This window comes from Pseudomonas sp. MDT2-39-1, from assembly GCF_054898085.1.
This window is the reverse complement of sequence record NZ_CM142716.1, coordinates 1,178,550-1,199,164: the sequence shown is the minus strand read 5'-3', so window position 1 is coordinate 1,199,164 and position 20,615 is coordinate 1,178,550. Positions and strand designations below refer to the sequence as shown.

At 59.5% G+C, this 20,615-nt stretch carries 20 protein-coding genes; 9 read left to right on the top strand and 11 right to left on the bottom strand.

All coding sequences use genetic code 11. The annotated features are described in order from the left end of the window. Positions 1-155 precede the first annotated feature (155 nt). From ACYZTM_RS05955 to ACYZTM_RS05940, 4 genes are all read right to left on the bottom strand, one after another. A complete protein-coding gene (locus tag ACYZTM_RS05955; protein ID WP_461987573.1) occupies positions 156-1,169 on the bottom strand; it encodes an alpha/beta hydrolase in 1,014 nt (337 codons plus the stop codon). Between the two features lie 33 nt (positions 1,170-1,202). Then, entirely contained in the window at positions 1,203-1,622 is a 420-nt protein-coding gene (locus tag ACYZTM_RS05950; RefSeq protein WP_131060038.1) for an organic hydroperoxide resistance protein, read from the bottom strand. Between the two features lie 341 nt (positions 1,623-1,963). Then, the gene (locus ACYZTM_RS05945; protein ID WP_131060039.1) at positions 1,964-2,425 is read right to left on the bottom strand and encodes a MarR family winged helix-turn-helix transcriptional regulator; all 462 of its coding nucleotides are present in this window, start codon (positions 2,423-2,425) and stop codon (positions 1,964-1,966) included. 69 nt (positions 2,426-2,494) lie between these two features. Further along, entirely contained in the window at positions 2,495-3,451 is a 957-nt protein-coding gene (locus ACYZTM_RS05940) for a LysR family transcriptional regulator (RefSeq protein ID WP_131060040.1), read from the bottom strand. 124 nt (positions 3,452-3,575) lie between these two features. Between ACYZTM_RS05940 and ACYZTM_RS05935 the strand changes: the two genes are divergently transcribed. Next, a complete protein-coding gene (locus ACYZTM_RS05935) occupies positions 3,576-4,310 on the top strand; it encodes a sulfite exporter TauE/SafE family protein (RefSeq protein ID WP_371928413.1) in 735 nt (244 codons plus the stop codon). Here ACYZTM_RS05935 and ACYZTM_RS05930 read toward each other — a convergent pair. After that, the gene (locus tag ACYZTM_RS05930; protein WP_131060042.1) at positions 4,300-5,154 is read right to left on the bottom strand and encodes a LysR substrate-binding domain-containing protein; all 855 of its coding nucleotides are present in this window, start codon (positions 5,152-5,154) and stop codon (positions 4,300-4,302) included. The genes ACYZTM_RS05935 and ACYZTM_RS05930 overlap by 11 nt on opposite strands. Before the next feature lie 96 nt (positions 5,155-5,250). Here ACYZTM_RS05930 and ACYZTM_RS05925 point away from each other — a divergent pair, with 96 nt between their 5' ends. Beyond that, positions 5,251-5,466, top strand: coding sequence for a DUF1127 domain-containing protein (locus ACYZTM_RS05925; RefSeq protein WP_131060043.1), 216 nt, complete (start codon positions 5,251-5,253; stop codon positions 5,464-5,466). A 64-nt stretch (positions 5,467-5,530) separates the two neighbouring features. Then, the gene (locus ACYZTM_RS05920) at positions 5,531-6,760 is read left to right on the top strand and encodes a winged helix-turn-helix domain-containing protein (protein ID WP_461987570.1); all 1,230 of its coding nucleotides are present in this window, start codon (positions 5,531-5,533) and stop codon (positions 6,758-6,760) included. A 96-nt stretch (positions 6,761-6,856) separates the two neighbouring features. Here the strand turns inward: ACYZTM_RS05920 and ACYZTM_RS05915 are convergent, their stop codons facing one another. Beyond that, positions 6,857-8,203, bottom strand: a complete 1,347-nt coding sequence (locus ACYZTM_RS05915) for a class II 3-deoxy-7-phosphoheptulonate synthase (RefSeq protein WP_131060045.1) — start codon at positions 8,201-8,203, stop codon at positions 6,857-6,859. 149 nt (positions 8,204-8,352) lie between these two features. On the opposite strand from ACYZTM_RS05915, the gene ACYZTM_RS05910 reads away from it, so the two are divergent. Continuing rightward, entirely contained in the window at positions 8,353-9,108 is a 756-nt protein-coding gene (locus ACYZTM_RS05910) for a spermidine synthase (protein ID WP_131060046.1), read from the top strand. A 111-nt stretch (positions 9,109-9,219) separates the two neighbouring features. On the opposite strand, the gene ACYZTM_RS05905 is transcribed toward ACYZTM_RS05910, so the two are convergent. After that, entirely contained in the window at positions 9,220-10,011 is a 792-nt protein-coding gene (locus ACYZTM_RS05905) for a crotonase/enoyl-CoA hydratase family protein (protein ID WP_461987568.1), read from the bottom strand. Positions 10,012-10,432: 421 nt separating this feature from the next. Here ACYZTM_RS05905 and ACYZTM_RS05900 point away from each other — a divergent pair, with 421 nt between their 5' ends. After that, complete coding sequence (locus ACYZTM_RS05900; protein WP_131060048.1) at positions 10,433-12,106, top strand: DEAD/DEAH box helicase; 1,674 nt, start codon at positions 10,433-10,435, stop codon at positions 12,104-12,106. Positions 12,107-12,335: 229 nt separating this feature from the next. On the opposite strand, the gene ACYZTM_RS05895 is transcribed toward ACYZTM_RS05900, so the two are convergent. After that, positions 12,336-13,103: a DODA-type extradiol aromatic ring-opening family dioxygenase gene (locus ACYZTM_RS05895; protein ID WP_461987565.1), complete on the bottom strand. Its 768-nt coding sequence runs from the start codon at positions 13,101-13,103 to the stop codon at positions 12,336-12,338. A 103-nt stretch (positions 13,104-13,206) separates the two neighbouring features. Here ACYZTM_RS05895 and ACYZTM_RS05890 point away from each other — a divergent pair, with 103 nt between their 5' ends. After that, positions 13,207-13,863 (top strand): thiopurine S-methyltransferase, encoded by a 657-nt coding sequence (locus ACYZTM_RS05890; RefSeq protein WP_131060050.1) that lies wholly within the window; start codon positions 13,207-13,209, stop codon positions 13,861-13,863. Positions 13,864-14,047: 184 nt separating this feature from the next. Here the strand turns inward: ACYZTM_RS05890 and htpX are convergent, their stop codons facing one another. Further along, positions 14,048-14,935 carry a protease HtpX gene (gene htpX / locus ACYZTM_RS05885; RefSeq protein ID WP_059403635.1) on the bottom strand — a complete coding sequence of 296 codons (888 nt, stop codon included), beginning with the start codon at positions 14,933-14,935 and terminating at the stop codon, positions 14,048-14,050. Between the two features lie 315 nt (positions 14,936-15,250). After that, entirely contained in the window at positions 15,251-16,462 is a 1,212-nt protein-coding gene (locus ACYZTM_RS05880; RefSeq protein ID WP_008030363.1) for a pyridoxal phosphate-dependent aminotransferase, read from the bottom strand. A 226-nt stretch (positions 16,463-16,688) separates the two neighbouring features. On the opposite strand from ACYZTM_RS05880, the gene msrB reads away from it, so the two are divergent. From msrB to ACYZTM_RS05865, 3 genes are all read left to right on the top strand, one after another. Beyond that, positions 16,689-17,084 carry a peptide-methionine (R)-S-oxide reductase MsrB gene (msrB, locus tag ACYZTM_RS05875; protein ID WP_461987563.1) on the top strand — a complete coding sequence of 132 codons (396 nt, stop codon included), beginning with the start codon at positions 16,689-16,691 and terminating at the stop codon, positions 17,082-17,084. Positions 17,085-17,271: 187 nt separating this feature from the next. Continuing rightward, entirely contained in the window at positions 17,272-17,757 is a 486-nt protein-coding gene (locus ACYZTM_RS05870; protein WP_131060052.1) for a glutathione peroxidase, read from the top strand. Further along, a complete protein-coding gene (locus ACYZTM_RS05865) occupies positions 17,754-18,215 on the top strand; it encodes a MarR family winged helix-turn-helix transcriptional regulator (protein WP_131060053.1) in 462 nt (153 codons plus the stop codon). Before ACYZTM_RS05870 ends, ACYZTM_RS05865 begins: the two co-directional genes overlap by 4 nt. Here ACYZTM_RS05865 and ACYZTM_RS05860 read toward each other — a convergent pair. After that, positions 18,199-20,520 carry a hybrid sensor histidine kinase/response regulator gene (locus ACYZTM_RS05860; protein WP_131060054.1) on the bottom strand — a complete coding sequence of 774 codons (2,322 nt, stop codon included), beginning with the start codon at positions 20,518-20,520 and terminating at the stop codon, positions 18,199-18,201. The genes ACYZTM_RS05865 and ACYZTM_RS05860 overlap by 17 nt on opposite strands. Positions 20,521-20,615: the final 95 nt, after the last annotated feature.

Genomic DNA, 20,615 nt, shown 5'->3' with positions numbered 1-20,615 from the left:
AAAGCCCGACCATTGAGTCGGGCTTTTTTGTGCCTGTCAGAAACACGCAGTCTTCCGTAGGAGCGAGGCTTGCCCGCGAAGGCGGTTTGTCATCCAGCATTAATGTCGACTGACACAACGCCTTCGCGGGCAAGCCTCGCTCCTACAAGGTGTCGTTATTTCAGGTGTTGCTTCAGTTCTTCGGAGGCTTGTAGCATCGCCGAACGCACCGCCGGCACCTGGCTCACCACATTCAGCAAACCATAATCGTGAATCAGGCCGTTGTAGCGAACCGACGTGACCGGCACACCCGCCTCGTCGAGTTTACGGGCATAGGCTTCGCCTTCATCGCGCAACACGTCGGCACCGGCCGTCTGCACCAGCGCAGGAGGCAAGCCCTTCAGCTGCGCGGTGGTTGCCCGCAGCGGTGAGGCGTAGATCTCGTTACGCTGTTTGGCGTCCGTGGTGTAGTTGTCCCAGAACCACTTCATCATGTTTCTGGTGAGGAAGTGCCCCTCGGCAAACTGGTTGTAGGACGCGGTTTCGAAGCTGGCATCCGTCACTGGCCACAGCAGCACCTGGAACTTGATCGCCGGGGTGCCCCTGTCCTTGGCCATCAGCGCAACCACGGCCGCCATGTTGCCACCGACACTGTTGCCGGCCACGGCCAGACGTTTGCCGTCGACGTTGATCTCTTTACCGTGCTCGGCCACCCATTTGGTTGCAGCGTAAGCCTGGTTGATCGCAACCGGGTAATGCGCTTCCGGCGACGGGGTGTAATTGACGAACACCGCCGCCGCTCCCGACCCCGTCACCAAGTCGCGAACCAGGCGTTCGTGGGTCGGGTAGTCCCCCAGCACCCAGCCACCGCCGTGGAAGAACATGAACACCGGCAGCTCGCCTTTCACCCCGGCCGGCCGGACGATGGTCAGGCTGAGCGGTTGGCCGTCGACTTGAATGGTTTTCTCGCTGACATCGGCTTTTGGCAGTGTCAGTTTCACCGAGGCTTGCGCACCCACCAGCACCGCGCGGGCTTCCTTGGGAGTGAGTTGTTCCATCGGTTTGCCGGTGCCCGCATTCAGAACGTCGAGGAAGGCCTGGGTGTTGTGTTCAACCCCATCGTTTGCAAACGCGTTGCTGATGGACAAAGCGAGAAGGGTACCGGTCAAGACTTTGCTGAAAGTGTTCATGTTCATTTCCTGTTCGGACTTGGTGGTCAGCGGTTAGACGGTAACGTGCAGGCGCACATCGACGTTGCCACGGGTAGCGTTCGAGTACGGGCAGACCTGGTGGGCAGCCTCGACCAGGCTTTGCGCGTCGGCTTGTTCAAGACCCGGCAGGATGATGTGCAGGTCGATATCCAGGCCGAAACCGCCAGGGATCTGGCCGATGCCGACATGGGCAGTGATCGACGCGTCGTTCGGGATGCTGCGTTTGGTCTGGCTGGCGACGAATTTCAGCGCGCCGATGAAGCAGGCCGAGTAGCCGGCGGCGAACAGTTGCTCAGGGTTGGTCGCAGCACCGCCGGCACCACCGAGTTCTTTCGGGGTAGCGAGTTTGACGTCGAGGATGTTGTCACTGGAAACCGCACGACCGTCACGGCCGCCAGTGGAGGTTGCGATTGCGGTGTAGAGAGTTTGCATGGTGTGAGCCTCGTTTGGATTTTGGTGTTTTGCGCTAAATGTTTGCGCGCTAAGTAAGTGCGAAATGAATGTATCGCGCTAATATTTAGCGCGCAAGATAAATTTTAGAAAAAGTTTTGCTTTAAGCATGGGCGTTGGTTGGATGTGTTGAGTTAGAGCGGTCGCGGCAGGATTTTCAGCGGAAAAACTTTTTTAAGTTGGCCAGGTCGGCAGGGACACTGCAAAGCAAATGTGGGAGCGGGCTTGCTCGCGAAAGCAGTGTGTCAGTCAACACTAATGTCGAATGAAGCACCGCTTTCGCGAGCAAGCCCGCTCCCACAGGGGTTTTAGTGGTTTGAGGATTAGAGGCTGTCTTGCAGGTTGCTGCGCAACACTTGCAGCTCCGCTTGCAGTTTCTGCAATCGTTCAAGTGTCATGCCGCTGGCGCCGAGGATGCACTGCGGCACGCCCCGCGCCTTGTCCCGCAAGGCACGACCCTGTTCGGTCAGCTCGACAATCACCACCCGTTCATCTTCACGGCTACGGGTACGACTGAGCAGTCCTTCGACCTCCAGCCGTTTGAGCAAAGGTGTCAGTGAGCCGGGGTCTGTCAGCAGTCGCGTGCTGATTTCGCCTACAGTCAAACCATCCCGCTCCCACAGCACCATCATCGCCAGATACTGCGGATAGGTCAGGCCCAGCGCTTGCAGCAGCGGCTTGTACACTTTGGTCATCAGCAGTGAGGTGGAATGCAGGGCGAAGCAAGCCTGATTGTCCAGCAGCAGGTCATCGCAGTTATCCGGGGTGTCGCGGTCGGTGTTCATTTCAAAGCCTTGATCAGTGATCTTGATGAATCTAGTGGGCGAATCTTTAATGCGCCAGATAATTCTCGGCTAGTGATGGACCAGCGTGTTTTGCAGGGCCAGATCCCACGGCGGAATGGGGCTGAAGCGGGTTTTCAGGTATTCCAGCAACAAACGGCTGCGGGAATTGGGTTGTTGCGACAGGCGCAGCGCATAGATGCCGGTGGTCTCCGTGGGCGGCAGGCCTTTATCGCAAAACAGTGGCAGCAGCTCGCCGCGTAACAGGTATTCGCTGGCCAGCCAGGTCGGCAAATGCGCGATGCCCAATCCGGCCAGCGCACCGCAGACCAGCGCCTCGGCATTGTTGGCACTCATGCGGATTCGCGCAGGGCGATGCAGGTGCATGTGGCCGTCACGCTCAAAGCGCCAGGCGAAGGGTGGGGCCAGGCCATCCCAGTCGAGGCCGTCGTGTTCGAACAATTGTTCCGGCTCGGTCGGGACGCCGCGACGTTTCAGGTACTCAGGGCTGGCGCAGGCAATACGCACCATACTCGCCAGCGGCGTGGCCACCAGCCGGGTGTCGGCCATTTGCCCAGCGCGCAGCACCAGATCGACCTTGCCGAGGTTCAGCCCCTGCATGTCGACGAAACTGTCGATCAAATGCAATTGCACGTCTAGGCCGGGGTAGAGCATCAGGAAGTCGGCAATCACCGGCGCCAGATGGCGTCGGCCGAACGCCGCTGGTGCATCAATCCGGATCAAGCCTTCCGGCGCGCTGCTCAAGGACACCGCTTCGGCGCGGGCCAGGCGCAATTCCGCCACGATCCTTCGCGCCCGTTCGGCAAACGCCAGGCCGGCGGGAGTCGCGCGCACCGCGTGGGTGCTGCGAATGAACAGTTGGCTGCCGACCGCATTCTCGAGGCTGTCGATACGCCGCGCCACGGCCGAAGGTGTCAGCGGATGCCGACGGGACGCGGCGGAAAAGCTCCCGGTTTCCAGCACATCAAGGAACAGGCCGAGCTGATCGGTCAATTGATTGGGGTTCATGATTTGTCGGTGCTTGTGCGAAGTTGGCACAACCATTGTGCGTTGCTGTGCGTTTCCCCGCCAGCCTCGACTGCGTAGGATGAATGGCCTGACAAAAGGAAAATCGCCTGTGATTGAGTTCGTGATGTATCTGGCCTTTGGCGCAGCCCTGGGAACGCTCGGCGGGATATTCGGCATTGGCGGTGGATTGATCGCGATTCCGTTGCTCGGTGTGCTGTTCGGTCTCGATCAGCAAATTGCCCAAGGTACGGCGTTGGTCATGGTGGTGCCCAATGTGATGCTGGCGCTGTGGCGTTATCACCAGCGCATCCGCATCGAAATGCGCCATGCCCTGCCATTGGCCGCGATGGGTTTCTGTTTCGCCTGGATTGGCTCGATCTGGGCAGTAGGCATCGACGCGCAAACCATGCGCGTAGGGTTTGTCGCATTCCTGATTGCCCTGTCGGCCTACAACCTTGTGCGCATGTTCACCGCTAACGCTCCTGTTTCTGCACAAATGCGTTATTCCTGGCCGTGGTTGGGTGTACTCGGTGCGGCATCCGGCACCATGGGCGGGCTGTTTGGGGTTGGCGGTGCGGTGGTGGCGACGCCGGTGTTGACCAGCGTGTTCGGCACCACCCAGGTCGTGGCCCAGGGTTTATCCCTGGCGCTGGCGCTGCCCAGCACCGGTGTCACGCTGGTGACTTACGCGGTGCATCATCAGGTGGACTGGATGATCGGGTTGCCGTTGGCCGTCGGCGGATTGATGAGCATCAGCTGGGGCGTGAAGATTGCTCACGCCATGCCGGAGCGGCTATTGCGCGGGTTGTTCTGCGGTTTCCTGGTGCTGTGTGCGGTGATGCTCGCGTTTAAAGTTTGAAGCCTTCGACGATGTGCTCGGCCAGGCACTCGGTAATCGGTGACGGGTTGTGCAGGTTGCGCACCAGCATGATGCTGGCTTCCGGCAACAGCGGCAGGTCTTCGGCGGCGCCGAGGATGCGCATGTCCGGTGTGATCAGGCTTTCCAGTTGTGCGGTCACCGCGAGGCCTGCACTGACCACGGCCATCAGCGCCGACAGGCTCGAACTGTTGTAGGCAATGCGGTAATCGCGACCCATGGCGTCCAGCGCATTGCATGCCCACAGCCGGCAGAAACAGTCACTGTTGAACATCGCCAGTGGCAACGGCGTCTGCTCGTGGGCGCTGTAGCATTGTGCTTCGGCCCAGACGAAGCGCTCCTTGCGCAGCAACTGACCGATTTCAGTGCCGGGCTCACGGGTGACGATGGACAAGTCCAGGTCCTGGCGCTGCAACAGTTGCTTGGTTGATTCGCAGTGAACTTCGATCTGGATCAGCGGATAGAACTTGGCGAAGCGCGACAGAATCCCCGGCAGAAAACGCATGACGTAATCGTCGGGCGTGCCGATGCGCACGGTGCCGACCATATGCGGCTCGCGCAGGGTATTGAAGACTTCGCTGTGGAGTTTGAGGATGCGCCGCGCGTAACCCAGCAATACCTGGCCTTCGGCGGTCAACTTGACTTGGCGTCCATCACGTTCGAACAGTTGGCGCTGCAACACGTCTTCCTCCAGACGCTTCATCTGCATGCTCACTGCTGACTGCGTGCGGTTGACCATTTCACCGGCACGGGTGAACCCGCCCTGGTCGGCGATGGCGACGAAAGTGCGCAGCACATCAGTATCGATACTTGGGTACGCCGACATCCATCAATCTCCGAGATGGTTACCATCAGAAACATTCGTTGGATTGATCTTAGCTCTGAGGCGAGACTTGAGCCATCCCTAAAGGAGGGCAACAAGATGAAAGGTCATAACGAACATATAGCGGAAGAAAAATTCTCAATACACGCGGTATCCGATCTGCTGCACAAGTTTAGTCGCTGGTACGAACTTCACCGTGAACGTGAGCTACTGGCAAGCTTGAGCGACGAAGCACTGAAAGACATCGGCGTAAGTCGTGCCGATGTGGAACATGAATCGGTCAGGCCGTTCTGGGACGATCCGATGCATAAATGATGAGGCCATTGCTACACAAACCCCTCTATGGTGAGGTAGGTTGCGAGCAGACAAGGAGATGCTCATGCCCGCAACAGTGTCCTTTACCCTCAAACAGGCTCGACGTCTGGCGCTGGCCGCCCAAGGGTTCAACGGGCGGCAACCGCCAGCGGCGATCAAACCGGTTCAGCTCAACCGGCTGATCGAACGGCTGGGCATTCTGCAGATCGATTCGGTCAATGCGTTGGTGCGTTCGCACTACCTTCCCTTGTTTTCCCGCCTCGGCAATTACTCCTCCGATTTGCTCGATCAGGCTGCCTGGAGTCAGGGCCGACGACGCACGTTGTTCGAATACTGGGGCCATGAAGCTTCGTTACTCCCCATGTCGATGTACCCCTTGATGCGTTGGCGCATGCTGCGTGCGACTCGCGGCGAAGACATCTATCAGCAACTGGCGCGTTTTGGTCGCGAGCAGCAGGACACGATTCGCCGGGTGCTGGCCTCGGTTCAGGAACTCGGCGCACTGGGGGCCGGAAGCTTGTCGACCCGTCAGGAACGGGCAGGGCCATGGTGGGACTGGAGCGCTGAAAAACATGCGCTGGAATGGTTGTTCGCCGCCGGTGAAGTGACGGTCGCCGGCCGCCGTGGATTCGAACGGCTTTACGATCTGCCGGAACGGGTAATTCCTTCAGCGGTTCTGCAACAACCTTTGCTCAATGAGGCCGAGGCCCAGCGCGGGCTGTTGCTGCATGCCGCGACGGCATTGGGTGTCGGCACGGAAAAGGATCTGCGTGATTATTTTCGCCTGAGTCCGGCAGACAGTCGGCCGCGTCTTGCGGAGCTGGTAGAGGCGGGTGAGTTGCTGGCCTGCGAGGTTCAGGGCTGGCGGCAACCGGCCTATTGCTTGCCCGAGCCGAAAGTGCCGCGCAAGGTCGAGTCCAGTGCCTTGCTATCCCCGTTTGATTCGTTGATCTGGGAGCGCAGCCGCACCGAGCGGCTGTTCGATTTCCGTTACCGCCTGGAGATCTACACGCCGCAGGACAAGCGGGTCTACGGCTATTACGTGCTGCCGTTTTTGCACAATGAACGGATTGCTGCACGAGTTGATCTGCGCGCCGAGCGAGCGTTGGGCCGGTTGGCGGTGCACGCCGTGCATGAAGAGGAACCGGGTCTGGACGAGGCGGGGATGCTGGCGTTGGCGGTCAACCTGCGGCAGATGGCCAATTGGCTGGGGCTGGAGCAGGTTCAGTTGAACTGCCCGAGGGCGAGTGCGGCGCGGTTGCGGGTGGCATTGGCACAGATCGGTGGTGATTAACCTGACGCCTTCGCGGGCAAGCCTCGCTCCTACAGATTTTATGAGAGACAAAGATCCAGTAGGAGCGAGGCTTGCCCGCGAAGGGCTTAACGCGATTTAACGGCGGACCTGCTTCAGCGTCTCGGCAATTAGAAACGCCAACTCCAGCGACTGATCAGCATTCATCCGCGGGTCGCAATGGGTGTGATACCGATCCGACAACCCGTCTTCAGTAATCGGCCGCGCGCCACCAATGCATTCGGTCACGTTCTGCCCGGTCATCTCGATGTGGATACCGCCAGCGTAACTGCCTTCCGCTTCGTGAACCTGGAAGAACTGCTTCACCTCACCGAGGATCTGCGCGAAGTCGCGGGTCTTGTAACCGCTGCTGGCCTTGATGGTGTTGCCGTGCATCGGGTCCGAACTCCAGAGCACCTGCTTGCCTTCACGCTGCACTGCGCGGATCAACGCCGGCAAGTGATCGCCGACTTTGTTCGCACCCATCCGCGCAATCAGGTTCAAGCGGCCCGGGTCGTTGTCCGGGTTGAGCACGTCGATCAGGCGAATCAGGTCTTCGGGGTTCATGCTCGGGCCGACCTTGACCCCGATCGGGTTATTCACGCCGCGCAGGAATTCGACGTGAGCGCCGTCGAGCTGACGGGTGCGGTCGCCGATCCACAGCATGTGCGCCGAGCAATCGTAGTAATCGTTGGTCAGGCTGTCGCGGCGCACGAAGGCTTCTTCGTAGTTGAGCAGCAGCGCTTCGTGGGCGGTGAAGAAACTGGTTTCGCGCAGTTGCGGCGAAGTGTCCATGCCGCAGGCGCGCATGAAGGCCAGGGTTTCATCGATGCGATCGGCCAGGTGGCTGTACTTCTCGGCCAGTGCCGAGTTGGCGATGAAATCCAGGTTCCACTTGTGCACCTGATGCAGGTCGGCAAAACCGCCTTGGGCGAAAGCACGCAGCAGGTTCAGGGTGGCGGTGGACTGGTGATAGGACTGCAGCAGACGTTCCGGGTCCGGCACGCGGCTTTTTTCGTCGAAGCCGATACCGTTGACGATGTCCCCACGGTAGGCGGGCAGGGTCACGCCATCGATGGTTTCATCGTTGGCCGAGCGAGGCTTGGCGAACTGGCCGGCCATGCGCCCGACCTTGACCACCGGGCAGCCTGCGGCGAAGGTCATGACGATTGCCATTTGCAGCAAGACTTTAAAGGTGTCGCGAATTTTTGCGGCGGAGAACTCGGCGAAGCTTTCGGCGCAGTCGCCCCCTTGCAACAGAAACGCGCGGCCCTGGGTGACCTGGGCAAACTGACGGCGCAACTCCCGGGCCTCACCGGCAAACACCAGGGGCGGATAGCTCGCCAGGGTTTGCTCGACCTGCAGCAAATGCGCCGCGTCGGGGTAGTGGGGTTGTTGCTGGATCGGCAGGGCGCGCCAGCTGTCAGGGCTCCAGGGTTGGCTCATCACGGTCTCGGTTGTTTTACGCTCGGACGTTCATGTTATCAGCAAATTAGTGCGTGACCTGTTCCCGTTGCTTCGCGGACAATCGCGCCTTTGCCGCTTCATGTTGCGGTTTGTTGCGTTGCCGGGCTGGGCGACGATCAGGAGACGAAATGACTGAGGAGCGCGTCGAGCATCTGCTCGCCGAGGTACAGGATGAGTTCGGCGTGATTCGCGTGCTGGAGGTGGCCGATTACCGTTTTCTCGAATTCGGTGATGCCATCGAGCAGAGCTGCGTGTTCACCGCTGACCCGAGCTGGCTCGAGTACGATTACACCCGGGCGATGCTGATTGGCGCGCTGTGCCACGAACAGCCGGAAAGCGCTCTGTTTCTCGGCCTCGGCGCCGGGACGCTGACCCAGGCGTGCCTCAAGTTTCTGCCGCTTGAAGATGTCGAAGCCATCGAGCTGCGCCCCGACGTACCGCGTCTGGCCATCGAATACCTTGGGCTGGATGACGATCCGCGGCTGTATATCCGCGTTGGCGATGCGCTGGAGTTGCTCGATACCGCTGAACCGGCGGACCTGATTTTCGTCGACCTCTACACCGATGTCGGTCCGGGTGTCGGGCATCTGGCCTGGCGTTTTCTGGAAGACTGTCAGAAACGCCTGAATCCGGGCGGCTGGCTGGTGATCAATCAATGGGCCACCGACGACGGCAAGCCGTTGGGCGCGGCGTTGTTTCGCGGGCTCTATCACCGGCACTACTGGGAACTGCCGGTGAAGGAGGGCAATGTGATTCTGATCGTGCCTTCGGAGCTGGATCAGGAGCTGGACATGGATGGCTTGAACGCCCGGGCCGAAGGGCTGGCGCCACGTTTGGGGTATTCGTTGCAGTCGTTGATCAAGGCCATCCGCCCGGCGACATAAGTCGTTGCTCTTTCGGGCCTCTTCGCGGGCAAGCCTCGCTCCTACAGGGCTTGCGTGATCCCGTAGGAGCGAGGCTTGCCCGCGAAGAGGCCCTTACAGCCGATACATCACTTAGATCCCTTTGAAGATTCCCGGCCGCTTCTCGATCATCGACCGCACACCCTCCCTGGCATCCTCACTCGCCAGCAACTTCTTCACCAGCGGCGGCAACCCCAGCGCCGCGGCTGTTTCCCCTTCATAACGTGCCTGCCTCGCAGACATCAACGTCGCTTGAACCCCCAGCGGCGCCTGCCGGGCAATCCGCTCAGCCAACTCAATGGCCCGTGGCAGCAGATCCTCGCTGGCCATGACCTCCTGCACCAACCCCAAGTGCAAGGCTTCGTGAGCATCGAATTCATCGCCGGTCAGCAGCCAGCGCATGGCGTTGCCCCAGCCGGCGACTTGATGCAGACGCAACGTCGCGCCACCGAAGGGGAAGATCCCGCGCTGCACTTCCTTCTGGGCAAACCGGGTGTTGCTGGCGCAGAGGTTGATGTCGGCGGCCAGCATCAGCTCGATGCCGATGGTCAGGCAGTAGCCTTGCGCGGCGACAATCACCGGTTTGCTCACCCGGGGGCCGGCAAACACGCCCCACGGATCGCAACCGCCGGGCGGTGCCTGCCAGCCTTCGGCCAGGGCCGCGCTGGCATTGATCAGGTCGAGCCCGGCGGTGAAATGTTCACCATGAGCAAACACCACCGCCACCCGCGCCTCGCTGTCGGCCTCGAACTCGCCGTAGGCCAGGCTCAGCTCGTTGAGCAGGTCGAGATCGAAGGCGTTGCGCTTGGCCACCCGATCCAGGCCGATCATCAGGACATGGCCGTGTTTTTCACGGGTGACACGACTGGAGTCGGGCTGATTCATGGAGCATTTCCTCGGGCGGGAAGGGTGTGCCAGACCGAAGGTCTGCGTCACAAGGATGAACCGTTTTAGCGCCATCGCCAGCAGGGCCGGGCCTTTGAAAAATAGACTGTTGCACGATTATCCGCAAAGCCTGTGACACAACGGTGTATACGTCAGTTTTCCGACAAATAATGCTCCCTTTTTGGGCGAATTCCGGTATAGTGCGCGCCGGCCTTTAACCGGGCCGCGTTTAGGTAGCGCAATTTCCCGAAGTCAGCTTCGGCTGCACGTCCGCACAGCGGACTCTCCCTTGACGAATCTTTTTCATTCATTCGTTTTCGCAAATCCCCGCCGACAAAGCAGCCAGGGCGACTCTTGAGTCTTACACGGCATGCGCAGCTTTGGAGCATGGGTCTTTGCGGATGCACTTAGAGGCAGACCCATGACCCAGGAAACCGGCGGCTTCGCCGCTTTTAATCTTAATCCGAATATTCTTGCAGCCGTCATTGCGACTGGCTACGAAGAGCCTTCGGCTATTCAGCATCAATCGATCCCGATCATCATGGCCGGTCACGACATGATTGGTCAGGCGCAAACCGGTACGGGTAAAACCGCCGCGTTCGCCCTGCCGATCCTGCATCGCATCGATCCTGCTAAGCGCGAGCCGCAAGCCCTGATCCTGGCGCCAACCCGTGAGTTGGCGCTGCAAGTAGCAACCGCTTTCGAAACCTACGCCAAGCAAATGCCGGGCGTTACCGTTGTGGCCGTTTACGGCGGCGCCCCTATGGGTCCACAACTGAAAGCAATCCGTAATGGCGCACAGATCGTTGTCGCCACGCCGGGCCGTCTGTGCGACCACCTGCGTCGTGACGAAAAAGTCCTGTCGACCGTGAACCACCTGGTTCTCGACGAAGCGGACGAAATGCTCAAGCTGGGTTTCATGGACGACCTCGAAGTTATCTTCAAGGCTCTGCCTCCAACCCGTCAGACCGTATTGTTCTCGGCTACCTTGCCGCAGTCGATCCGTGCCATTGCCGAACGCCATCTGCGCGATCCGCAACACGTGAAAATTCAGACCAAGACTCAGACCGTTACCGCGATCGAACAGGCTCACCTGTTGGTTCACGCTGACCAGAAGACCTCGGCTGTATTGAGCCTGCTGGAAGTGGAAGACTTCGATGCCCTGATCATGTTCGTGCGCACCAAGCAAGCGACCCTGGACCTGGCCAGTGCCCTGGAAGCTAAAGGCTACAAAGCCGCTGCGCTGAACGGTGACATTGCTCAGAACCAACGTGAGCGCGTGATCGAATCCCTCAAGGATGGCCGTCTGGACATCGTTGTGGCGACCGACGTTGCTGCTCGTGGTCTGGACGTTCCGCGTATCACTCACGTGTTCAACGTTGACATGCCGTACGATCCAGAGTCCTACGTTCACCGTATCGGCCGTACTGGCCGTGCCGGTCGCGAAGGTCGTGCGCTGTTGCTGGTGACTCCGCGTGAGCGCCGCATGCTGCAAGTGATCGAGCGTGTAACCGGTCAGAAAGTTGCCGAAGTTCGCCTGCCGGACGCTCAGGCTGTTCTCGATGCCCGCATCAAGAAACTGACCAACAGCCTGTCGCCGCTGGTGGCTGATGCTGAATCGACTCACGGTGATCTGCTGGATCGCCTGACTGCCGACATCGGTTGCACCCCGCGTGCACTGGCCGCTGCTCTGCTGCGCAAGGCGACCAACGCTCAGGCGCTGACCCTGGCCGCGATCGAGAAAGAACGTCCACTGGTGCCGAACAACGCACCGCGTGGCGATCGTCCAGAGCGTACCGGTGATCGTCCGGACCGTGGTGATCGCGAGCGTCGTGCTCCGGTTGCATTGGCCGAAGGTCGTGCTCGTTGCCGTACCGCGCTGGGCGCGCGTGATGGTATCGCTGCCAAGAACCTGCTGGGCGCTATCCTCAATGAGGGTGGTCTGGCTCGCGAAGCAATCGGGCGGATCCAGGTGCGTGACAGCTTCAGCCTCGTCGAGCTGCCGGAAGATGGTCTGGAGCGTCTGCTGACCAAACTGAAGGACACTCGCGTTGCCGGTAAGCAGTTGAAGCTGCGTCGCTATCGCGAAGATTGATCCGCTCTTGAGCTGATTGATCGAACATAAAAAATCCCCGACTGGTTCGGGGATTTTTTTGGCCTGCTGTTTGTGCATGGGCTGGAGACCGAGTGGGCCCCATCGTCGGAACGCCGCCCGGAGCCGGCTCGCTCCCACAGGGGATCTCTGTAATACACAGATATTGTGTTCACTGAAGATCTACTGTGGGAGCGAGCCTGCTCGCGATGGGAGCGACTCGGTCTACCGGTCAGCCGAAACGGTAGATGTCCATCCCCAGCGCCCCCATGGTGAACCTTTGATGGGCAACGCTGAACTCCCCCCCAGCCCCGCGAGCAAAGTACAACGGCAGCAAATGCTCATCGCTGGGATGGTTGCGCACAGCGTTCGGCGCCTGCTGACGATAATCGTGCAGCGCGGCTTCATCGTTGGCCGCGAGTTTTTCAATCATCCAGTCGCGAAACGTCCTGGCCCACGGTTCAACGCTTTCCGGACCGGCGTGCCAGTCCAGTTCTCGCAGGTTGTGGGTGATGCTGCCAGAACCGATCAACAACACGCTGTGTTCGCGCAGGCTGGCCAGAGCATGGCCGACCCGGGTTTGCAGGGCGGGGCCGCCACGGGTGGGCAGCGAGACTTGCACCACCGGGATGTCGGCCTGCGGATACATCAATGACAATGGCACCCAGACCCCATGATCGAACGGCCGCTTGGCATCAATGCGCGAAGGCAGGCCATCGGCCTTCAACAACTCCACGACCTCTGCCGCCAGCAGTGGATCGCCCGGCGCCGGGTATTGCACCTCGAACAGGGCCTTGGGAAAGCCGCCGAAGTCATGCCAGGTTTCAGGCCGGGGATTGCCGCTGACCAGCAGCTCGTTACTTTCCCAGTGCGCAGACACAATCACAATGGCTTTCGGTTTCGGCAATTCTGCGGCCAGGCGAGCCAGGGCGGGTCCGCTGGCGCCCGGTTCCAGTGCCAACATGGGCGAACCGTGGGATATGTACAGGCTGGGGAACATGAATGAGCTCCTGAGGGGTAAGATGGCAGCATCTTCAGTCAGATCATTGATCTAAATCTAATATAAGTTTTAGGGTCTTTTGATCGAATTTTCGGGATTAATTATGCAGCCGGAGTTTTGGCACAAGCGGTGGACGTCGAATCAGATCGGCTTTCACCTGCCGGAAGTGAATCCATATCTGCAACGGTACTGGCCGCAGCTGGGCCTGGAGGAGGGCGCGCGCGTACTGGTGCCGCTATGTGGGAAAAGCCTGGACCTGCTGTGGCTGGCGAAATGCGGTCATGAGGTATTGGGCGTCGAATTGTCGGAAAAGGCTGTGGAAGACTTTTTCCACGAGCATCAATTTGACCCGGATGTCAGCGACCAGGGCCCTTTCACGGTCTACCGGGCGGGTTCGATTGAGGTCTGGTGTGGTGATTTCTTCGCGTTGACTGCCGGCGATGTCGCCGATTGCAGCGCGCTGTACGACCGCGCGGCGTTGATCGCCTTGCCGCCGACGATGCGTGAGCAATACGCTGAGCATCTCAAGCGGATTCTGCCGAAGGATTCGCTGGGGCTTTTGATTACCCTGGATTACGAGCAGGCGCAGAAGGACGGCCCGCCGTTTGCCGTGCTGGATGACGAAGTGCAACGGCTGTTCGGGGCGACCTGGGAACTGAAGGTTCTGGAAGACCAGGACGTGCTGGGCGATAGCTGGAAGTTTGTCGAGAGTGGTGTCACGCGGCTTGAAGAGCGGGTTTATCGGGTTTCCAGCCATTAAGGTGTGTTGATTTTGCTGGCCCCATCGCGAGCAGGCTCGCTCCCACAGTATGCCCAGTCCATTCGGATCACTCGGTGACCTGTGGGAGCTTGCTCGCGATGAGGGCCGAAAGAACACCGCATCAATCAGGCCACAAAAAAAGGCCCGCATTCACTGCGGGCCTTTTCTTTTAGTGCGGAACCTCTCAGCCCCGACGACGCAATGCGTCAATACGCTCTTCCAGTGGCGGGTGGCTCATGAACATGCGAGCGAACCCTTGTTTGATGCCACCGTTGATGCCAAAGGCATTCAGCGTATCCGGCATGTGCACCGGCAGGCCCTGTTCGGCACGAAGGCGTTGCAAGGCGCCAATCATTGCACTGGTACCTGCCAGGCGTGCACCGGCTTCGTCTGCGCGGAACTCTCGTTTGCGCGAGAACCACATGACGATGGAGCTGGCCAGGATACCCAGGACCAGTTCAGCGAAGATGGTCGCCACGTAGTAGGCGATGCCCTGGCCTTCTTCGTTCTTGAAGATCACCTTGTCGACAAAGTTGCCGATGATCCGCGCGAAGAACATCACGAAGGTGTTCACCACGCCTTGGATCAATGCCAGGGTGACCATGTCGCCATTGGCCACGTGGCCGATTTCGTGGGCAAGAACGGCTTTCACTTCATCCGGCGAGAAACGCTCGAGCAAGCCCTGGCTGACCGCGACCAGTGCGTCGTTCTTGTTCCAGCCCGTGGCGAACGCGTTGGCCTCGTAGGCGGGGAAAATCCCGACTTCGGGCATCTTGATCCCGGCTTCGCGGGACAGTTGCTCAACGGTTTGCAGCAGCCACTGCTCGTGACGTGTGCGCGGCTGGCTGATGATTTGGGTGCTGGTGCTCATCTTCGCCATCCACTTGGAGATGAACAGCGAGAACAGCGAACCGGCGAAACCAAAGACCGCACAGAAAATCAGCAGCTGATTGAGGTTGAGATCAACCCCGTTGGCCGCCATGAACCCGTTGAAGCCGAAAAGGCTCAGGGTGATGCTGGCAATCAGCACGACCGCCAGGTTAGTGGCCAAAAACAGCAGGATGCGCATCATGGTTGTACAAATCTCCTCATGCTAAAGATGTAGCGTACTGCGGGGTATATAAGGTGCTGCACCGGGCTATTCAACCGAGTGACTATTTCAAACTGTGTCCTACGGCAACAGTCTAGCTGCTTGAAGGGCATTTCCGACGGGGATGCCGGAAGCGTTTGACAGTCAATTCGCGTCGCAGGCCCCGTGGTTGTTAGGCGCGGCCACGAAGTAGGGCATCAATCAGCGATAGGCGCAGTGATGTCTGGCGGGGCGCAAAGATATGTTGCTGAATTAATCACCGTGCGACAAATGCACGCGTCGCACGGTGAAGTTCAGTTACTGGCGGTAGGATTTGAGGAAGTTGCCGATCCGGCCGATGGCCATGTCCAGGTCATCCACCCGTGGCAATGTCACGACGCGGAAGTGATCCGGCCAAGGCCAGTTGAAGGCCGTGCCTTGTACCACCAGCAGCTTCTCGGAGAGCAGCAGGTCGAGCACGAACTTCTCGTCGTTGTGGATCGGGCAGACTTTCGGGTCGATCCGCGGGAACGCATACAGCGCGCCCATCGGCTTGACGCAGCTCACGCCCGGAATATCGTTGAGCAATTCCCAAGTGCGATTGCGCTGTTCGAGCAAGCGACCTTGCGGCAACACCAGGTCATTGATGCTTTGATAACCGCCGAGTGCGGTCTGGATCGCGTGTTGGCTCGGAACGTTGGCACACAGGCGCATGTTGGCCAGCATGTCGATGCCTTCAATATAGCTCTGGGCGTGGTGTTTCGGGCCGGAAATGGCGATCCAGCCGGAACGGAAACCGGCAACGCGATAGGACTTGGACAAACCGTTGAAGGTCAGGCACAGCAGGTCCGGCGCCAGGGACGCGGTGCAGATGTGCACCGCGTCGTCGTACAGGATCTTGTCGTAGATCTCGTCGGAGAACACCACCAGATTGTGCTGGCGAGCCAGTTCCAGCATGCCCAGCAGCACCTCTTTCGAGTACACCGCGCCGGTCGGGTTGTTCGGGTTGATGATCACCAGGGCCTTGGTGTTCGGGGTGATCTTGGCCTTGATGTCGGCCAGGTCCGGCCACCAGTTGGCCTGCTCGTCGCACAGATAATGCACCGGGTTGCCGCCGGACAGGCTCACGGCAGCGGTCCACAGCGGATAGTCAGGGGCTGGCACCAGCACTTCGTCACCATTGTTCAGCAATGCCTGCATCGACATCACGATCAGCTCGGAAACGCCGTTGCCCAGGTAGATGTCTTCAATACCGACGCCTTCCACCTGCTTTTGCTGGTAGTACTGCATGACGGCCTTGCGCGCACTGAACAGGCCTTTGGAGTCGCTATAGCCCTGAGCGGTCGGCAGGTTGCGGATCACATCCTGAAGGATTTCGTCCGGTGCTTCGAAACCAAAAGGCGCCGGGTTGCCGATGTTCAGCTTGAGGATGCGATGACCTTCCTCTTCCAGGCGCTTGGCGTGCTTGAGCACTGGGCCGCGAATGTCGTAGCAGACGTTGGCGAGCTTGTTCGATTTGCTGACCTGCATGGCGATGTGTTCCCGAAAATGAACGATCCAGGCGGCGTATGAACTACCGTACTGGGAATCCTGCGTATTCACACAGGCCTGACGCCTTGAGAGGCAGCACCCATAAATCCGTTTGAATGCGCGTGGTCTGGCTGCCAGACTGGCGTTTGACGAGGCGCAATCATACGTGCCGCCCGATCCGTGGAAAAGGTACAGATCGGGCTTTTTCAGCTGCTGAGGTGTGACGATGGAAAAGTTGGAAAAAACCCTGGAAGAATGGAAGGCGATGCTCGATCCAGAGCAGCACAACGTTTGCCGTCTCAAGGGCACCGAACGGCCGTTCTCCGGCAAATACAACGACACCAAGACTGACGGCGTTTACCACTGCATCTGCTGCAGCGAGCCGCTGTTCGACTCCAAGACCAAGTTCGACTCTGGCTGCGGCTGGCCGAGCTTCTACGCGCCGATTGGCGACAGTGCGATGGTCGAGATCCGTGACGTCAGCCATGGCATGATCCGCACCGAAGTGGTCTGCGCCAAGTGCGAGGCGCATCTCGGTCACGTGTTCCCGGATGGCCCGCCGCCGACCGGTCTGCGCTATTGCATCAACTCGGTGTGCCTGGACCTGGTGCCACGCGCCTGACGCGAGCCCTGTAGGAGCGAAGCTTGCTCGCGAAGGCGTCGGGTCAGTCAACAGGAGTGTTGAATGTTAAGACGCCTTCGCGAGCAAGCTTCGCTCCTACAGATGATCAGCGTTTAATAATTTAAATTGCACACAATTCAATTGCTCGCTATGTTTGGTGCTTGTTCCTATATATCGAGCCCAAGCCATGAGCGACAACCTGCTGACCATCCCGGTGACCACCATCAAAGGTGAACAAAAGACCCTCGCCGATTTCGCCGGTAAAGCCGTGCTGGTGGTCAACACCGCCAGCAAATGCGGTTTCACCCCGCAGTACAAAGGCCTCGAAGCGTTGTGGCAGACCTACAAGGATCAAGGCCTGGTGGTGCTAGGCTTTCCCTGCAATCAGTTCGGCAAGCAGGAGCCGGGTAACGAAGGGGCGATTTCCGAGTTCTGCGAGTTGAACTTCGGTGTCAGCTTCCCGCTGTTCAAGAAGATTGATGTCAACGGTGCCGGCGCGCATCCGCTGTTCGTGCAGTTGAAAAAACGTGCACCGGGCGTGCTGGGTTCCCAAGGCATCAAATGGAACTTCACCAAGTTCCTGATCGGCAAGGACGGCCAGTTGGTCAAGCGTTTCGCTCCGGCGACCAAGCCGCAGGACCTGAGCCGCGAGATCGAAGCCCTGCTCAAATGAACACCTTGTCAGTCGATTCCCTGAAGCTCGACAGCCAGCTGTGCTTTAAGCTGTACGCCGCTTCTCGGGCGGTGATCCGCGCCTACAAGCCGATGCTGGATCAACTTGGCCTGACCTATCCGCAATACCTGGCGATGCTGGTGTTGTGGGAATGGCAGGAGGCGGCGCCGGAACAGCCGACGGTCAAGGCACTGGGTGAACGCCTGGCGCTGGATTCCGGCACCCTGACGCCGTTGCTCAAGCGTCTTGAGCAGTTGCAACTGGTGCAGCGCCAGCGATCGGCGCGCGACGAGCGAGAAGTGCACCTGAGTCTTTCGCCCACCGGCAAGGTTTTGCGTGATCAGGTCGGGCCGCTCAAGGCCCGGTTGTTGTGCGACAGCGGCGTCGATCTGGATCGCCTGAATGATCTGCGCGACGGTCTGGATCACCTGTTGGGGCAAATCAAAGCGCTGTCGTAGTCGGTATCCACAGGTCGAGCAAGGCGGCCAGTTCTTCACGACGAAAGGGCTTGGCCAGGTAGTCGCTCATGCCCGCCACACGGCAGCGTTCGCGTTCCTCGGACATGGCGTTGGCGGTCAAGGCAACGATGGGCAATTGGGGCCAGCGCCCGCTGCGGCGGATTTGCCGACTGGCTTCATAGCCATCCATCACCGGCATATTGCAATCCATCAGCACCAGATCGAATTCGCTGTGCTCGAGCTGATCCAGGGCTTCGGCACCGTGAGCGGCGACGATCACCTCGCAACCGAGTTTACCGAGCATGCCCTTGGCCACCAACTGATTGACCGGGTTGTCCTCGACCAGCAGGACGCGTCCGCGCCGTTGGGGGGTAAGGGCTTCGACCCGGGCACCGTTGATCAAGTTGCTTTCTGGTTGCAGCACCCGACGCAATGTCTGGTAAAGCGCATTGCGCGCCAGAGGTCGTGCCTGTTGTTGCAGGGGCGCCAGAGCACTCGCTTCTGCGCTAGGCATGAAGCTGCCGTAGGCGGTCACCAGCAGAATAGGGGCGTCGAGGGTCGGGCGCAGGCCAAACAGGCATTCGGGACAGTCAGTGATCAGCACATCCGGGTCGAGGCCGATAAACGAGTCATCGATGGAGCGTTGTTGGTAGTCCAGGCCCCAGCCGGGCAACAGGTTTTTCAATAGCTCCGCCAAGCCACTGTTCGCCGCAGTGATCGCGATAACCTTGCCCGGTAAAGGCTGCGGGGGCATGGCCCGGGTGTGGGAGGGTAACGGCAGGTCGGCGCAGAACTGGCTGCCGAAACCTGCTTCCGAGCTGATGGTCAGGCGCCCCTGCATGGCTTCGCAGAGGTTATAGGTCAGCGCCAGACCCAACCCGGTGCCGCCAAATTGTCGGGTAATGCCGGCACCGGCCTGTGTGAAGGGCTGGAAGATTTTGACCTGAGCATCCTGGGCAATCCCGATACCGGTGTCGCAGACTTCGATTCTGACGCCATCTTCAAACGTTGAAAGACGCACGTCGACCCGACCGAAACGGGTGAACTTGAGGGCGTTGGACAACAGGTTGCTGACGATCTGCCGGACGCGGGTCGGGTCCCCCAGCACCAGCGCAGGAAAGTGCGGATCGATCAGGCAAGTCAACTCGACGCTGGGAGCGGCGTTCTGCGACAGCAGGTTGGCGGTGTCCTCGATCAGCGACCCAAGGTCGAACGGAATGTGTTCGAGTTCAAGCTGGCCGGCATCGAATTTCGACAGGTCGAGAATATCGTTGAGCAGCTCCACCAGCACTTTGCCCGAGTCGTGGGCGATAGACAGCTGTTGCTGTTGTTCGGCATTGAGCGGGCCGTCCAGCGAGAGCGCGATCATGCCCAGCAGGCCGTTGAGCGGCGTGCGGATTTCATGGCTCATATTGGCCAGGAACACCGAGCGTGCTTCGGCCATATCGAGGGCGGTGCTGCGCGCGACTTCCAGTTCCTGGTTGGATTGGCTGAGTCGGGCGTTGATCGCCTTGAGTTCCGCGGTGCGCGCCGAGACGATATTTTCCAGTTGCCCGAGGTAATCGGTCAGGCGGTTTTCGGCGTTGCGTCGCTGCTGGATTTCGGTGGCGATGTTCTCGAATTGCTGGTTGGCAACTTTGACCAGTACACCGATTTCATCGTTTTTATGCCCGTTCGGGTATTCCAGCCAGGTCGGTTCCGCGCTGCGCGGATCGCGTCCGCTGAGTTCGCGGATAACCCGCACCAGCGGTTTCGTCAGCATCACGTAGAAAAGCGCCAACAGGATGCCGGTCAGGAGCAGGCTGCGAGCGAAGCCGTTGAGCAGCGTCACCTCGGCCCGGCGCAGGAAGCGGCTGCCGTAGGCGTAGGTATCGACCTCCAGTCGCAAGGTCCCGAGGGATTCGTCCGGCAAGTGGTCGAGGTAGAGGCGGTCTTCAAACTGGCGGTTTGCGCCGAACAGGAAGTCGCTGATCATCCGGTAATTGTTTTGCTGGGTCGGACGTTTGACGCTGGCCAGAACGGTACCGTTGTTGTCAGTCAGTTGCCCGCCGACGATCGCCGGTGAGCGCAACAGGCCCATCGTCAGTTCCTGAGCGAGTTCGGCGTCGATGTTGTAGGCGATGCGGGATGCAGGGTTATGGCTGATTTCCAGCAAAGACAGTATTTCGCGGTTGATGGAGGCATCTTCGCTGGCATAATCGATGCCGATTTGCAGCAGACTGAGCAGCGTGCCCAGAATAAAACCGACCAGCACAGTCAACCTGGCTTGCTTGTATGACAGCCGGTGGGTGAATTTGATATCCATGGGGTGTTGAACCACTTCCGTTTCCCTTCGCTGCTCAAGCATAGTCGATCATGCATGGATACCGATGTTCTCGCGAGCCCTTGTGCAACAAGGGA

Bases quoted from the DNA above. Each gene is read 5' to 3' on its own strand.
- ACYZTM_RS05865 (WP_131060053.1), top strand. From the start codon at position 17,754: ATGAACACCTTGTCAGTCGATTCCCTGAAGCTCGACAGCCAGCTGTGC.
- htpX (WP_059403635.1), bottom strand. From the start codon at position 14,935: ATGATGCGCATCCTGCTGTTTTTGGCCACTAACCTGGCGGTCGTGCTG.
- ACYZTM_RS05870 (WP_131060052.1), top strand. From the start codon at position 17,272: ATGAGCGACAACCTGCTGACCATCCCGGTGACCACCATCAAAGGTGAA.
- ACYZTM_RS05860 (WP_131060054.1), bottom strand. From the start codon at position 20,520: ATGGATATCAAATTCACCCACCGGCTGTCATACAAGCAAGCCAGGTTG.
- ACYZTM_RS05880 (WP_008030363.1), bottom strand. From the start codon at position 16,462: ATGCAGGTCAGCAAATCGAACAAGCTCGCCAACGTCTGCTACGACATT.
- ACYZTM_RS05920 (WP_461987570.1), top strand. From the start codon at position 5,531: ATGCCCGCAACAGTGTCCTTTACCCTCAAACAGGCTCGACGTCTGGCG.
- msrB (WP_461987563.1), top strand. From the start codon at position 16,689: ATGGAAAAGTTGGAAAAAACCCTGGAAGAATGGAAGGCGATGCTCGAT.
- ACYZTM_RS05930 (WP_131060042.1), bottom strand. From the start codon at position 5,154: ATGTCGGCGTACCCAAGTATCGATACTGATGTGCTGCGCACTTTCGTC.
- ACYZTM_RS05940 (WP_131060040.1), bottom strand. From the start codon at position 3,451: ATGAACCCCAATCAATTGACCGATCAGCTCGGCCTGTTCCTTGATGTG.
- ACYZTM_RS05890 (WP_131060050.1), top strand. From the start codon at position 13,207: ATGCAGCCGGAGTTTTGGCACAAGCGGTGGACGTCGAATCAGATCGGC.
- ACYZTM_RS05910 (WP_131060046.1), top strand. From the start codon at position 8,353: ATGACTGAGGAGCGCGTCGAGCATCTGCTCGCCGAGGTACAGGATGAG.
- ACYZTM_RS05900 (WP_131060048.1), top strand. From the start codon at position 10,433: ATGACCCAGGAAACCGGCGGCTTCGCCGCTTTTAATCTTAATCCGAAT.
- ACYZTM_RS05915 (WP_131060045.1), bottom strand. From the start codon at position 8,203: ATGAGCCAACCCTGGAGCCCTGACAGCTGGCGCGCCCTGCCGATCCAG.
- ACYZTM_RS05895 (WP_461987565.1), bottom strand. From the start codon at position 13,103: ATGTTCCCCAGCCTGTACATATCCCACGGTTCGCCCATGTTGGCACTG.
- ACYZTM_RS05950 (WP_131060038.1), bottom strand. From the start codon at position 1,622: ATGCAAACTCTCTACACCGCAATCGCAACCTCCACTGGCGGCCGTGAC.
- ACYZTM_RS05905 (WP_461987568.1), bottom strand. From the start codon at position 10,011: ATGAATCAGCCCGACTCCAGTCGTGTCACCCGTGAAAAACACGGCCAT.
- ACYZTM_RS05935 (WP_371928413.1), top strand. From the start codon at position 3,576: ATGTATCTGGCCTTTGGCGCAGCCCTGGGAACGCTCGGCGGGATATTC.
- ACYZTM_RS05955 (WP_461987573.1), bottom strand. From the start codon at position 1,169: ATGAACACTTTCAGCAAAGTCTTGACCGGTACCCTTCTCGCTTTGTCC.
- ACYZTM_RS05925 (WP_131060043.1), top strand. From the start codon at position 5,251: ATGAAAGGTCATAACGAACATATAGCGGAAGAAAAATTCTCAATACAC.
- ACYZTM_RS05945 (WP_131060039.1), bottom strand. From the start codon at position 2,425: ATGAACACCGACCGCGACACCCCGGATAACTGCGATGACCTGCTGCTG.